The following is a 12623-nucleotide window of genomic DNA, read 5'->3' as shown; positions in this document are numbered from 1 at the left end:
TCAATTGAAGTTTGATAATGGAGCGACTCGACGATATCGCCCTGTTCCTGCGCGTGCTCGACCTCGGCTCCATCAGCGCGGCGGCGCGCAGCCTGGACCTGTCGGTGGCCGTGGCCAGCCAGCGCCTGAAACGGCTCGAGGCGCACCTGGGCGTGCGGCTGCTGCACCGGACCACGCGGCGCCTGCATGCGACGCCGGAGGGACTGCAGCTGGCCAGCGAGGGCCGCGCGCTGGTGGAAGACCTGGAGGCCGTCACCGCCGGCTTGCGCCAGGCCGGGTCCGGCGTGGCGGGCACGCTAAGGGTGACCATGTCGTCGACGTTCGGCCGCCTGTACATCTCGCCGCTGCTGCCGCGCTTCCTGGCGCTGCATCCGGCGGTGCGGGTCAGCGTGGACCTCAACGACCAGCGCCAGGACCTGGTGAGCGCAGGATTCGATCTCGGTATCCGAATCGGCGAACTTGACGATTCCAGCCTCGTCGCACGCCGGCTCGCGGGCAACCGGCGCGTGCTGTGCGCATCGCCCGATTACCTGCGTCGCGCCGGTGTTCCGCAGTTGCCGGGCGACCTTGCCAGTCACCAGTGCCTGCTGCTGGTGGGGCGCGAGGGCCGCCAGGACAGCTGGCAGTTTGGCGAAGGCGCGGCCACCGAAGTGGTGCGCGTGCGCGGGCGGATCGAAGCCAGTGAAGGCGAATTGCTGCGCGATGCCGCGCTGGCCGGGCTGGGCATCGCGCGGCACTCCACCTGGCACGTGCACGACGACCTGCGGGAAGGCCGCCTCCAAGTGGTGTTGCCCGGTTTTCCGCTGGCCGACACCGGGATCCATGCAGTGATGCCGCAGCGCAGGCTGGTGCCGCCGCGGGTGCGTGCGTTCGTCGACTTCCTGGCCGAGCACCTTGGCGGAACCCCGCCCTGGGAGCGGTGACGTGGCCGCCTTGCGTATCATTCCGCCCTTTCCGCCTTCGAATCCCTCCGTGATCGAGTCCGCCATGCACATGCCGTCCGCCCACGCCGACTCCGATCCGCGCGCCTTCGTCCACGGGCAGGGCCGCTGATGGCGTGGCTGCGCGCCACCGTGGTGTTCGTGCTGGTCGCGCTGAACACCGTGGTGCATGCGACCCCGCTGCTGGCGGTGGGGGTGTTCAAGGCGCTGCTGCCGTTCAAGCGCGTGCGGCTGGCCTGCAACCCGCTGCTGACCGGTGCGGCGGAAAGCTGGATCGCGGTGAACTCGGCGCTGGTCGAGCGTTTCAGCGGCACCCGCTTCGATGTGGTGGTGGACGCGAAGCTGCAGGTGGACGGGCATTACCTGGTGCTGGCCAACCACCAGAGCTGGGTGGACATCGTGGTGCTGCAGAAGGTGTTCAACCGGCGCATCCCGCTGCTGCGCTTCTTCCTCAAGCGCCAGCTGTTCTGGGTGCCGGTGCTGGGCCTGGCGTGGTGGGCGCTGGATTTCCCGTTCATGGGCCGCTACACGCGCCGCCAGATCGCGAAGAACCCCGAGCTGGGGCGGCGCGACATGGAAGCGGCGCGACGCGCCTGCGAGAAGTTCCGCGACATCCCGGTGGCGGTGATGAACTTCGTGGAAGGCACGCGTTTCACGCCTGAAAAACATGCCGCGCAGGCCTCGCCGTACCGGCACCTGCTGAAGCCGAAGTCCGGTGGCGTGTCGTACGTGATCGACGCCATGGGTGAGGGGCTGCATGCCGTGCTCGACGTGACCATCGCCTATCCCGGCGGTCGCCCGACGCTGGTGGACCTGATGGGCGGACGCGTCCCCGCGATCAACGTGCTGGTGCGACAGCGCGAGATCCCCGCCGGCCTGTCCGGCGGCGGCTCGCGCGATGACCGCGCCGTGCGTGCCCGTTTCCAGCAATGGATGAACGGACTGTGGGACGAGAAGGATGCCGACATGGGACGGATGCTGGGAGAGCAGGGCGGCTGACCCATGCCGCGCTGCCTCACCGCCGCGTCGAAGTCAGCTTCAGCAGCGCGCCCTTGCCCTTGCGGGTACCGTCCTCGAGCAGCCAGATGCCGCCATCCGGGCCCTGTTCGACCTCGCGGATGCGCCGCCTCATGTCGAATCGCTGCGCTTCGCGCGCGGTCTCGCCGTTGAATTCAACGCGCACCAGCGACATCGACGACAGGCCGCCGATGAACCCGTTGCCCTTCCAGGCCGGGAACATGTCGCCGCTGTAGATGATGAAGCCGGCCGGCGAGATCACCGGCGTCCAGGTGATCACCGGCGCGCGGAATTCGGGGCGCGTGGCGTGATCGGGGATCGGCTTGCCGTCGTAATGGTCGCCGTTGGACACCAGCGGGTAGCCGTAGTTGGCACCCTTCTCGATGCGGTTGAGCTCGTCGCCGCCCATCGGCCCCATCTCGTGCGCCCACAGCTGGCCGCTGCCGTCGAATGCCAGGCCGAGGATGTTGCGATGGCCGAGCGTCCAGGCCTGCGCGGCCACGCCGCCCTGGCGGGCGAAGGGGTTGTCGGTAGGCACGCTGCCGTCGTCGTCGAGGCGCACGATCTTGCCGAGATTGGTGCCCATGTCCTGCGCGGGATCGAACTCCTTGCGCTCGCTGGAGCTGATCCACAGCTTGCCGCCTGCATCGAAGGCAATGCGGTAGCCGAAGTGGCCGTCGCCGCTCTTCTTCGGCGACTGGCGCCAGATCGTCTCCACGTCCTGCAACGCACCGCCGCCGCTGTCGTCCAGTGGTTGGAAAGGATGAATGCTTTGCGCGCGATGTGGTGAAAAGCGGGTGAACTCCCGCGCGATACGGGGGTCGGACCTGGCTTGCCGTCGTCGGGAGAGCGACCGATCCCCAGTTTGAAGAGGTACTTGCCCACCATGTCATTGCGTAGACCCCTCTATCCCTGCGTCCTTGCCACCGCGCTCTGCTTCAGCGCCAATGCCAGTGCCCAGGCGCCTGCATCGTCGCTGGAGCAGCGCATCCGCGAAGACACGGCCGCCATCCAGCCGCAGCTGGTCGAGTGGCGGCGCGATATCCACCAGCATCCCGAACTTGGCGAGCAGGAAACACGCACCGCCGGCCTCGTTGCCGATCATCTGACGCGCCTCGGCATGGACGTGCAGACCGGCATCGCCGGGACCGGCGTCGTGGGCGTGCTCAAGGGCGGCAAGCCGGGACGCACCGTCGCGCTGCGCGCCGACATGGACGCACTGCCGGTCACGGAGCCCGCGGGCCTGCCGTTCGCGTCGAAGGCACGCGGCATCTATCACGGCACCGAGGTCGGCGTGATGCATGCCTGCGGCCACGATGCGCACACCGCGATGCTGATGGCCGCGGCCGAGGTGCTGGCGGGCATGAAGGACGAACTGGAAGGCGCGGTGATGTTCGTCTTCCAGCCGGCAGAGGAAGGGTCCAGCCTGGTGATGCCCGGCCCGGGTGCGAGCTGGGGCGCCAGGCGGATGCTGGAAGAAGGCGTGTTCGACACGCTGAAGCCCGATGCGGTGTTCGCCGTGCACGTCATGCCGGGCCCGGCGGGCCAGCTGAGCTGGCGCAGCGGCGCCACCACCGCGGCGAGCGACATGCTCAACATCACCGTGACCGGCAGCCAGGGCCACGGCGGCATGCCCTGGAACACGGTCGACCCGGTGGTGGCGTCCGCGCAGGTGATCGGCGGCGTGCAGACGGTCGTGAGCCGCAAGGCCAACCTGGCGCGGTCGCCGACCGTGGTGACCATCGGCACCATCAACGGCGGCACCGGTCCGAACATCGTGCCGGACAGCGTGGCGATGACCGGCACCATCCGCACCTATGACGAAGGCGTTCGCGCCCAGGTGGGCGACGACCTCAGGCGCAGTGCGGAAAAGATCGCCGAAGGCGCCGGCGCCACGGCCGATGTCTCGATCGAGCCGATGTACAGCTCGATCTTCAACAACGCGGATCTCGTGGAACAGATGACCCCGGTGCTGGAACGCGCCGCCGACGGCAACGTGGCGACGGCCGAGCTCCCCGGCGCCGCCGAGGACTTCTCGTTCTTCTCGCAGCAGGCGCCCGGCCTCTACATGTTCCTGGGCGTGACGCCCGAGGGGCAGGACCCGGCCACGGCGGCGCCCAACCACAACCCGCGGTTCACCGTGGACGAAGCTGCGCTGGAAGTGGGCGCGCGGGCGATGGCCATGATGGCCGCGGATTTCCTCGGCAGCGACAGCTGAGGCATGTCGCACCGGCTGCCGCCCCGTGCGGCAGCCGGATGCGCGGCACGGTGCTACCCTTTTGCCGCACCCGCCACGGAAACCGAGATGTCGACACGCGTACCCGACGAGGCCAGGCTCGACCGCATCGTGGCCGACGCCCGACGCAGCGCAGAGCAGCGCGACCAGGGCTACCGCGAGCGCGCGCTGAAGATGTACCCGTGGATCTGCGGGCGCTGCGCGCGCGAGTTCACCCGCGCCAACCTGCGTGAACTCACCGTGCACCACCGCAACCACAACCACGACGACAACCCGGCCGACGGCAGCAACTGGGAGCTGCTGTGCGTGTACTGCCACGACAACGAGCACTCCCGCCAGCTCGACCACACCGGCGTCAGCGCGATGTCGGCCGAAGATGCGCCGCCGTCGGCCACGTCCAATCCGTTCGCCGGCCTCGGGGCGCTGCTCAAGCGCGACGGTTGAATCAGCCGCGGCGCGGTCGGCCGGCCGCGTCGACCACCAGCCGCGCGCGCCGGGTGCCAAGGTAGAAACTCGCGCGATAGAGCCCGGCGTCCTCGCCGGTGCCGCGCTCGCACAGCACCGAGATCTTCCCGTCCGCCATGAGCTGGCGGAATGCCTCGACCTCGAGCTCCAGTTCACGCGCAACGAGCGCGGCATCGATCTCGACGGATGGATGGCTCATGGTCCGTCACTCGCTTGGGGTGTACAGTCTCGCGCAGGTGGCGCGCATCCGCCTTGACCACGATCAGGCCGGGGCGACCGGCTGCTAAGGTGCCGGCATGTCCGTCCACAAGCCGAATGCATGCTCATGACCACATCTCCCTATCCCATCGGTACTCCCGGCGAGCCCTGGGGCGACCGTGAAAAAGCCGCGTGGCGCCAGCGACAGCAGGTCGTGCGCAGCTACGCCGGGGACGTGGCCACCGCCATCGATCGCCTCCGCGACCGCTTCGACGTGGAGCAGTACGGCACCCTGGACTACCGGGCCGATGGCCGGTATCCGCTGTTCGCCGTGCGCAGCCGCGACTGGGACGAGGCGCTGCCCGTCATGCTGGTCACCGGCGGCGTGCATGGTTACGAGACCAGCGGCGTGCAGGGCGCACTGCAGTTCCTGCAGCAACGCGCCGCGGATTACACAGGCCGCGCCAACCTGCTGGTGGTGCCGTGCGTCAGCCCCTGGGGTTACGAGCGCGTGCAACGCTGGAATGCCGATGCCATCGATCCCAATCGCTCATTCCGCGTCGACAGCCCGGCGCAGGAATCCGCGGCGCTGGTCGCGCTGCTGGCGCCGCTGCGCGACCGGGTACTGATGCACATCGACCTGCACGAGACCACGGACAGCGACGAAAGCGAGTTCCGTCCAGCGCTGGCCGCCCGCGACGGCAAGCCGTTCGAACCCGGCGGTATCCCGGACGGTTTCTACCTGGTGGACGACAGCGTGGAGCCGCAGCCGGCGTTCCAGCAGGCGGTGATCGATGCCGTGGCGCAGGTCACCCATATCGCGCCCGCCGATGACAACGGGGAAATCATCGGCTCGCCGGTGGTGGCGCCCGGTGTCATCCGCTACCCGCTCGCGTCGCTGGGGCTGTGCGCCGGCATCACCGACGCACGCTATACGACGACCACCGAGGTCTATCCCGACAGCCCGACCGCCACGCCGGCGCAGTGCAACGCTGCCCAGGTGGCGGCGGTGTGCGCGGCGATCGGATTCGCGTTGTCGCACGCAGGCTGACCGCGAGCCGTGCCCCCGGGCGCACGGCGCGGGGGCAGGCTAGCGTCCGGCGGCGTCCAGCTTGGCGATGGCATCGGCCGGCAGCCACAGCGTGGCGGCACCCATCAACTCGTCGAGCTGCGCCACGCTGGTGGCGCTGGCGATGGGCGCGGTGATGGCCGGGCGGCCCATCACCCAGGCCAGCGCGACCTGTGCCGGCGTGGCGCCCAGGTCGCCGGCGACTTCGCGCAGCACGTCCAGCAGCTTCAGGCCGCGCGCGTCGAAATAGCCCTGCAGGAACCCGGCCCGCGCGCTGCCCTGGAGATCCTCGACAGTGCGGTACTTGCCGGTCAGGAAGCCGCTGGCCAGCGAGAAGTAGCTCACCACGCCCAGTGCGTGCTCGGTGGCCAGACCGGCCAGCCCGGACTCGAAGTCGCTGCGGTCGTAGAGGTTGTAGTTCGGCTGCACCACTTCGTAGCGCGGCAGCCCCTGCGCCTCCGAAACCGCCAGCGCCTGCGCCAGGCGCCCGGCGCTGTAGTTGGAGGCACCGATGGCGCGCACCTTGCCGGCCTGCACCAGCCTGGCGAACGCGCCCAGCGTTTCTTCCAGCGGCACGTTCGCGTCGTCCATGTGCGCGAAGTACACGTCGAGATAGTCGGTACGCAGGCGCCGGAGCGAATCGTCCACGGCCCCCTCGATGTTGGCCGCCGACAGTCCCTCGCGCGGCGCCCACTTGCCGACCTTGGTCATCAGCACGATGTCGTCGCGGCGCCCGCGCCGGGCCAGCCAGTTGCCGAGCACGGTTTCCGATTCGCCGCCGGTCAGGCCCGGGCCCCAGGACGAATAGACATCAGCGGTGTCGATGGCGTTGAAGCCGCGTTCGACGAAGCGGTCGAGCAGCGCGAACGACGTCGGCTCGTCGGCGGTCCAGCCGAAGACATTGCCGCCGAACACGAGCGGGGCGATTTCAAGGCCGGAACGACCCAGTTGACGCATTTGCATGATGGTTTCCTTGTACGGGTCTGGTCGCGGTGCGCGCGGCGGCCTCAGGCGATGCTTTCGACGATGCCGCCTTCGACCCGCAGCGCCGCGCCGCTGGTGGCGCTGGCCTGCGCGGACGCGGCGTAGACGCACATGTTGGCGACTTCCTCGGGCGTGGCGAAGCGCTTGAGCAGGCTGGACGGGCGGTTCTCGGCGAGGAACAGCGCTTCCATCTCCGATGCCGGCACGCCGCGTTCGGCGGCCAGGTCGGCCATCATCGCGATCGCGCCCTCGGTGCGCGTGGGCCCCGGCAGGATGGTGTTCACGGTGACTCCGGTGCCGGCCAGCACCTTGGCCAGCCCGCGAGACAGGCCCTGCAGCGCGGCCTTGCTCACGCCGTAATGCACCATCTCGGTGGGGATGTTGAGCGCAGACTCGCTGGAGATGAACTGGATCCGCCCCCAGCCGCGGTCGCGCATGCCGGCGGCGTAATGGCGCGCCAGGCGCACGCCGCTGAGCACGTTGACTTCGAAGAACTCGCTCCACAGCGCGTCGTCGATGGCGAAGAATTCCTGCGCGCCATAGATGCCGAGGTTGTTGACCAGGATGTCGGCGTCCGGCCGCGCGGCGATCAGCGTCGCACAGCCGTCCGCCGTGCCGACGTCGGCGACAACGCCGCTCACTTCGGCACCGCCGGCGTGCGCGCGCAGCGTGGCCAGTGCGTCATCCACGCGTGCCTGCGTGCGGCCGACGATGGTGACGCGCGCACCGGCGCCCGCCAGGCCGCTGGCGATGGCCAGGCCGATGCCGCCGGTGGACCCGGTGACGATGGCTGACTTGCCGGAAAGTTCGATCTTCATTGCATGCTCCTCGTGTGCCGCGGCGATGCTCAGCCGAAGCGGAATGCGGAAATGGTGGTGGCCATGACGGTCTCCGAATAGACCTTGCGGCCTTCGGAGCCGGCCGCCGCGCCGGCAGCAACCAGCAGCGGAAGCAGGTGCTCCTCGGCGCGGGGCGGATGGCACAGCCGCGCGTGCGGCGCCTGCGTCCAGTCGGCGAGCAGCGCGTCGCGCTGCGCGGGTGCCTGTTCGACCGCCGCGGTCAGCCAGTGGTCGAATTCGGCGGAGATGGGCGTGAAGCGCGGATCGCCATAGCCGCGCATGTTGTGGAAGCTCATGCCGCTGCCGATGATCAGCACGCCTTCGTCGCGGAGCGCCGCCAGCGTGCGGCCCGCCTCGAGGTGGGCGCGCGGATCCAGGTCGGCGCGCAGCGACAGCTGGATCACCGGGATGTCCGCCGCGGGAAACATCAGCTTGAGCGGAATGAACACGCCGTGGTCGAAGCCGCGGTCGCCGTCCACCCGCGCCGCGGCGCCGTCCTGGCCAAGCAGCCGCGCGATCTGTTCGGCCAGCGCGGGGCTGCCCGGTGCGGGATACGCCAGCTCGTAGGTGTGCGGCGGAAAGCCGGAATAGTCGTAGATGAGCGGCGGGCGGGCGCTGCCGGTGACGCTGAAGCCCGGCTCCAGCCAGTGGCCGGAAACCAGCACGATGGCCTTGGGCCGCGCCGGCAGCGTCGCGGACACGCCCTTGAGGAAGGCGGCCATTCGCGTCCAGGTATCGGCCGGATTCCAGTCCATGAAGAAGCACGGGCCGGCGCCATGCGGAATGAAAAACACCGGCATCCGGGCGTGCTTGCCGGCATCCGGGCGGTTGTCAGTGGTCATCGTGGGTACCTTCGCCTGAGTCATGACGCCAGTATGGGTCGCGACTTGATGGTGGAGAACAGGCTAGGATCGACCAAGACTTCATACCAAGGGTAGGAGCTGGAATGGATCGCATCACCAGCATGCGGGTGTTCGTCCGCGCCGCCAGCGCCGGCAGCCTGTCCGCAGCGGGGCGCCAGCTGGGCATGTCGGCCGCCATGGCAACCAAGCATGTCAACGCGCTGGAGGCGCGGCTCGGCGTCAAGCTGTTCCACCGCACCACGCGCCGCCTCGGGCTGAGCGAGGCGGGCAGCACTTACCTCGAGGCCTGCCAGCGCATCCTTGCCGAGATCGACGAGGCCGAAGCCGAGGCCGCATCGCAACGCGTCAAGGCCAGCGGCCTGCTGCGCATGAACGTGCCGCTGTCGTTCGGCAGCCGCTTCATCGCGCCGCTGATGCCGGCGTTCGCGCGGCTGCATCCCGAGGTGCGGGTCGAACTCGGGCTGAGCGATGCGCAGCTCGACGTGATCGCCGACAACTGGGACCTGGCGATCCGCATCGGCCGGCTCGCGGACAGTCCGCTGCAGGCGCGGCGCCTGGCCGGTTGCGCGATGCGGGTCTGCGCCGCTCCGGCCTACCTCGATCGCCGCGGCGTGCCGCGTCGCGTCGCGGAACTGGCGCAGCACAATTGCCTGAGCTACACGCTGTCGGCCATGCAGGACGGCAGGCAGTGGGCGTTCGGCGCACGCGGCGAATTCCGCGTGGCTGCGTCGGGCGACCTGCTGGCCAACAACGGCGACGCGCTGCTGGCGGCGGCGGTGGGCGGGCAGGGCATCATCTACCAGCCGGATTTCATCGTCGCCACGGCGCTGGAGCGCGGCGAGCTCGTAGTGCTCGAACTGGACCGGCCTGTCGTCGAGCTTGGCGGCATCAACGTGCTGTATCCGCCGGACCGGCGCCCGCCGGCCAAGGTGCGGGTGATGATCGACTACCTGGTCGAGGCGTTCGCCCAGGCCCCGCGCTGAAGGGTCTGGCGGGAAGTCAGCCTGCGTCCCGTACCGTCAGGGTGCCGGGCGTGTTCGCGCCGGTATCGAGGGTCAGCCCGAGCAGTTCGAAGCCGAGGCCCGCGGCATGGAAGTCGTTGGCGACGACCTGGAATACCGCGTCGGGCGTGTCGGCCAGCGCCAGCCGCTCGATGAAGTTGGTGCCGCCCATGTCCTGCGATTCCAGCGCTTCCAGCCGCTGGCTGCGGTAGTCGTCGCCCTGCATGAACTCGCGCGCATTGGCGCGCAGCGCCATCAGCTGGCTTTCGGTGAACTCCAGGCGCACGTGCTGGTCGCCATCGAAGCGCGCCTGCTGCACGTCCTGCAGGTTGTCGGCATCGATCCGGTAGCTGTCCTGCAGCGAGCCCGCCGATGACGCGTCGTAGTTCGCGAGCACCAGGCCATAGTTCAGGCTTCCGGGCACGCGCTCGCCGGACGGATCGGTGGACCAGCTCACCTGGGCATGGTGGTCGTCGCCCATCTGCGCGGAATTGGTGAACTCGGCGCTGCCGTCGGCCCAGCGGGTCTCGACCAGGTTGAAGCCGCTGCTGTTGAGTTCGGTGCCCCAGCTGAAGCCGCCGAGCTCCACGCCGATGCGCGCGCTGTGGTCGCCGCTGAGGACCTGCGTGGTGCCCGACTGCGACACGCCCGGCGGCGACCAGCCCGGCACCTGGCCGGTGCTGATGAACGCCTGGTAGGCGGCCTGGCCCTCGGCGGTGCGCAGGTCGATGCGCGCCACCGACATCGAGCGGTCCTCGAGGCTCTTGTCGACGCTCACGCCCACCGAGGCCATGCCGCGGTAGCCGAGGCCGGCGAACATGTCGTTCTCGACCGTGTCGATGTCGCCCGCCACCACCTCCACGGTGTGCGCGTCGATGCGCTGCACGCCGAAGCCCTGGCCCTGCAGGTCGCGCGATTCGCCGCTGAGGTGGAACGCCTTGTAGTTGGCCTCGAACTGGCTGCCGGTAAGCGCCTGGCCGCGGATCAACACGCCCGTGCCGACGTCCATCGCCATCGGGTCGAGCGGGTCCGGCGCGGCCGACAGGTCACCGGCGGCGATGCGCGTGCCCTGTTCGGGCGAAACCACGGCTTCATAGGTGAGTCGGGTGCCGGCGAACTCGCTGTAGCTGCCGGCCACCGGGATCGGCAGGCCCTTCACCACGTTGCGCAGCAGCGGAGAGCCGTTGACCATGTCCTGCGCGCCCTGCGCCAGCGCGCCGAGCTTGCCGGCCCATTCGTACATGCGGTTGAGCGGGGTGCGGCCGAACGCCGCGGTGGCGGCCGACTGCAGCTCCACCGACATCTCGAAGGTCTGCGTCTGCGCGAAGTCCATGCCGGTCTGCACCCCGGACATGTCCACCTCGCCGATGACGCGGATGTCGGCGCTGCCGCGCACCGGCGTGGGCAGGGTGGCCACGCCGGCCAGCGGCGTCTCGAAGCGCACCTGCTGGCCTGGGTTGATGGCCCAGGCAAACACGCCGTCGGGCAGGGTGCCGAGGATGTCGTAGCCCGCCTGCACCTGCCCGGCGGTTGGATTGGCCGGAAGCTCCACGCCGAGCACCGCCAGCGCGTCGCTCACCTGTCCGAGGTCGAGCCGCGCCGCATCCTGCGCCACGCCGCCACCCGACGCCAGGTAGGCGGGCAGCACCTGCGGCGAGGTCGTGGCCTCGTCGACGACGCGGCGCAGCTCCTGCACGTAGGGATCGTTGTTGAAACCGCTCAGCGCATCGCGATGCTCCATCGACGCGGTGGCGCCATTGAGCGACGCGAAGTCGGACAGCTGCGGCTGCATGCGGTCGAGCACCGCCTGCGCCTGGGCCGCGCGGCGCTCGTTGAAGCCTTCGACGCGCGCGCTGAAGATGTCGGTGCGGTCGGAATCCGGCAGCCCCCGCGGCAGGTCGCCCGAGGTGGGCAGCGGAAGCGAATGGATCGCGTCGACCGCCTGTGCCGGCGTTTCGGCGTTGGCGAACGTCAGTGCCTCGGGCGCTTCCGCGGCCGGGGCGGGCGCTTCGGGTTCGGCCTGGGTCTCTTCAAAGCTCGCGCGCACCGCCTGCTGGTCTTCCGGCGGCAGGCTGCGATAGGTCTGCGCGTTGATGCCGTAGATCTCGGACATGGGAGTGCCTTGCAGGTGACCGGTGCGGTCACGTTAGCCACTCCCTCTTGCTGGCGGCACCCGGGCGCGCCCTAGGTCACCGCGACGCCGTCCCTGGCGCCGCGGAGAACGCACGCGCGTCAGCCGACGCTGATCGTGCCCTTCATCATTGCCGCATGCCCCGGGAAGCTGCAGAAGAACACGTATGGCCCACCGCTCTGGAGCTTGGCCACCGGGAACGTGACGGACGTGCTCTGGCCGCCGCCGACCATCTCGGTGGCTGCGATCACCCGCGTGTCGCCGGCCTTGATGTAGTGCGCCCCCGCCCCCGCGGCAATGCCATCCGCGTTCACGCCCTGCATGTCGGACTGGCTGCTGATCACCACGTTGTGGCCCATGGCGGCGATCGGCAGCTTGCCGACGTGATTGAGGGTGATGGTGAATTCGCTGCACGAGGACGGTACGGCGATCGAGCCGACGTTGTACTGCATGGCGTCGTTGCCTTCGATCGTGGTCTTGCAGTTTTCCACCATGGCTGCCGGCTTGCCGCTCGTGTCCGCCGCGGCAGGCGCATCGGATGCAGCCGGCGGCATGTCACTGCCGTAGGTCCCGGCGTCGGTCGCCGCCGGGGGCGTTTCGGCCGGAGTGGGTGCGGGCTCAGTCGATGCGGGCGCGGGTGACGGGCTCGGCGTCGCGGTGGAATCCATGGCCGGTTCGTTGTTGCCGCACGCGGCCAGCGACAGGACGCAGGCGGCGGCGAGCAGGGCGATCGGAGTCTTCATGTTCATCCTCGTTGGCGTACAGGTGTGCGAATGGTCCCCCCGCGCGTGGACAATGCGTGTGAAGGAACTTGCGGGCCCGGACACGGCAGATCGCCCGGGTCGCCCCGGCGCGTGAAACGGTGGGTTCCGGGCGCGC

The 12623-nt window shown here is 69.5% G+C and carries 12 protein-coding genes and 1 pseudogene; 6 read left to right on the top strand and 7 right to left on the bottom strand.

Annotated elements, in window-relative coordinates; translation table 11 throughout:
- Window positions 1-17 precede the first annotated feature (17 nt).
- Both JGR64_RS08265 and JGR64_RS08260 read left to right on the top strand, forming a co-directional pair.
- Window positions 18-923 (top strand): LysR family transcriptional regulator, encoded by a 906-nt coding sequence (locus JGR64_RS08265; protein ID WP_199372892.1) that lies wholly within the window; start codon window positions 18-20, stop codon window positions 921-923.
- Between the two features lie 129 nt (window positions 924-1052).
- On the top strand, window positions 1053-1940 hold the full coding sequence (locus JGR64_RS08260; RefSeq protein WP_199372891.1) for an acyltransferase: 888 nt from the start codon (window positions 1053-1055) through the stop codon (window positions 1938-1940).
- 16 nt (window positions 1941-1956) lie between these two features.
- Here the strand turns inward: JGR64_RS08260 and JGR64_RS08255 are convergent.
- Window positions 1957-2709 (bottom strand): annotated as a pseudogene (locus JGR64_RS08255) (PQQ-dependent sugar dehydrogenase); the annotation flags it as partial.
- 135 nt (window positions 2710-2844) lie between these two features.
- On the opposite strand from JGR64_RS08255, the gene JGR64_RS08250 reads away from it, so the two are divergent.
- The gene (locus JGR64_RS08250; RefSeq protein ID WP_199372890.1) at window positions 2845-4176 is read left to right on the top strand and encodes an amidohydrolase; all 1332 of its coding nucleotides are present in this window, start codon (window positions 2845-2847) and stop codon (window positions 4174-4176) included.
- A gap of 87 nt (window positions 4177-4263) precedes the next feature.
- A complete protein-coding gene (locus JGR64_RS08245; RefSeq protein WP_199372889.1) occupies window positions 4264-4638 on the top strand; it encodes a YajD family HNH nuclease in 375 nt (124 codons plus the stop codon).
- 1 nt (window position 4639) lies between these two features.
- Here JGR64_RS08245 and JGR64_RS08240 read toward each other — a convergent pair whose 3' ends face one another.
- Window positions 4640-4858: a DUF6522 family protein gene (locus tag JGR64_RS08240; RefSeq protein ID WP_199372888.1), complete on the bottom strand. Its 219-nt coding sequence runs from the start codon at window positions 4856-4858 to the stop codon at window positions 4640-4642.
- A gap of 126 nt (window positions 4859-4984) precedes the next feature.
- Between JGR64_RS08240 and JGR64_RS08235 the strand changes: the two genes are divergently transcribed.
- A complete protein-coding gene (locus tag JGR64_RS08235) occupies window positions 4985-5908 on the top strand; it encodes a M14 family metallocarboxypeptidase (RefSeq protein ID WP_199372887.1) in 924 nt (307 codons plus the stop codon).
- A 39-nt stretch (window positions 5909-5947) separates the two neighbouring features.
- Here the strand turns inward: JGR64_RS08235 and JGR64_RS08230 are convergent, their stop codons facing one another.
- From JGR64_RS08230 to JGR64_RS08220, 3 genes are read right to left on the bottom strand one after another with little or no spacing between them, the layout of a single operon-like run.
- Window positions 5948-6892 (bottom strand): aldo/keto reductase, encoded by a 945-nt coding sequence (locus JGR64_RS08230; protein WP_199373242.1) that lies wholly within the window; start codon window positions 6890-6892, stop codon window positions 5948-5950.
- A 41-nt stretch (window positions 6893-6933) separates the two neighbouring features.
- Window positions 6934-7728, bottom strand: coding sequence for an SDR family oxidoreductase (locus tag JGR64_RS08225; protein WP_199372886.1), 795 nt, complete (start codon window positions 7726-7728; stop codon window positions 6934-6936).
- Window positions 7729-7757: 29 nt separating this feature from the next.
- Window positions 7758-8591, bottom strand: a complete 834-nt coding sequence (locus tag JGR64_RS08220) for a class III extradiol ring-cleavage dioxygenase (RefSeq protein ID WP_199372885.1) — start codon at window positions 8589-8591, stop codon at window positions 7758-7760.
- A gap of 104 nt (window positions 8592-8695) precedes the next feature.
- Between JGR64_RS08220 and JGR64_RS08215 the strand changes: the two genes are divergently transcribed.
- Window positions 8696-9595, top strand: coding sequence for a LysR family transcriptional regulator (locus tag JGR64_RS08215; protein ID WP_199372884.1), 900 nt, complete (start codon window positions 8696-8698; stop codon window positions 9593-9595).
- A gap of 16 nt (window positions 9596-9611) precedes the next feature.
- On the opposite strand, the gene JGR64_RS08210 is transcribed toward JGR64_RS08215, so the two are convergent.
- The gene (locus tag JGR64_RS08210; protein ID WP_199372883.1) at window positions 9612-11726 is read right to left on the bottom strand and encodes a hypothetical protein; all 2115 of its coding nucleotides are present in this window, start codon (window positions 11724-11726) and stop codon (window positions 9612-9614) included.
- Window positions 11727-11845: 119 nt separating this feature from the next.
- Complete coding sequence (azu, locus tag JGR64_RS13885; RefSeq protein ID WP_233348015.1) at window positions 11846-12487, bottom strand: azurin; 642 nt, start codon at window positions 12485-12487, stop codon at window positions 11846-11848.
- Between the last annotated feature and the right edge of the window lie 136 nt (window positions 12488-12623).

The organism is Luteimonas sp. MC1572 (assembly GCF_016615815.1).
Taxonomy (GTDB): Bacteria; Pseudomonadota; Gammaproteobacteria; order Xanthomonadales; family Xanthomonadaceae; genus Luteimonas.
This window is presented reverse-complemented; position numbering and strand designations above follow the sequence as displayed.

Coding starts and splice junctions, on each gene's coding strand:
- JGR64_RS08265 (WP_199372892.1), top strand. CDS start 18: ATGGAGCGACTCGACGATATCGCCCTGTTCCTGCGCGTGCTCGACCTC.
- JGR64_RS08260 (WP_199372891.1), top strand. CDS start 1,053: ATGGCGTGGCTGCGCGCCACCGTGGTGTTCGTGCTGGTCGCGCTGAAC.
- JGR64_RS08250 (WP_199372890.1), top strand. CDS start 2,845: ATGTCATTGCGTAGACCCCTCTATCCCTGCGTCCTTGCCACCGCGCTC.
- JGR64_RS08245 (WP_199372889.1), top strand. CDS start 4,264: ATGTCGACACGCGTACCCGACGAGGCCAGGCTCGACCGCATCGTGGCC.
- JGR64_RS08240 (WP_199372888.1), bottom strand. CDS start 4,858: ATGAGCCATCCATCCGTCGAGATCGATGCCGCGCTCGTTGCGCGTGAA.
- JGR64_RS08235 (WP_199372887.1), top strand. CDS start 4,985: ATGACCACATCTCCCTATCCCATCGGTACTCCCGGCGAGCCCTGGGGC.
- JGR64_RS08225 (WP_199372886.1), bottom strand. CDS start 7,728: ATGAAGATCGAACTTTCCGGCAAGTCAGCCATCGTCACCGGGTCCACC.
- JGR64_RS08220 (WP_199372885.1), bottom strand. CDS start 8,591: ATGACCACTGACAACCGCCCGGATGCCGGCAAGCACGCCCGGATGCCG.
- JGR64_RS08215 (WP_199372884.1), top strand. CDS start 8,696: ATGGATCGCATCACCAGCATGCGGGTGTTCGTCCGCGCCGCCAGCGCC.
- JGR64_RS08210 (WP_199372883.1), bottom strand. CDS start 11,726: ATGTCCGAGATCTACGGCATCAACGCGCAGACCTATCGCAGCCTGCCG.
- azu (WP_233348015.1), bottom strand. CDS start 12,487: ATGAAGACTCCGATCGCCCTGCTCGCCGCCGCCTGCGTCCTGTCGCTG.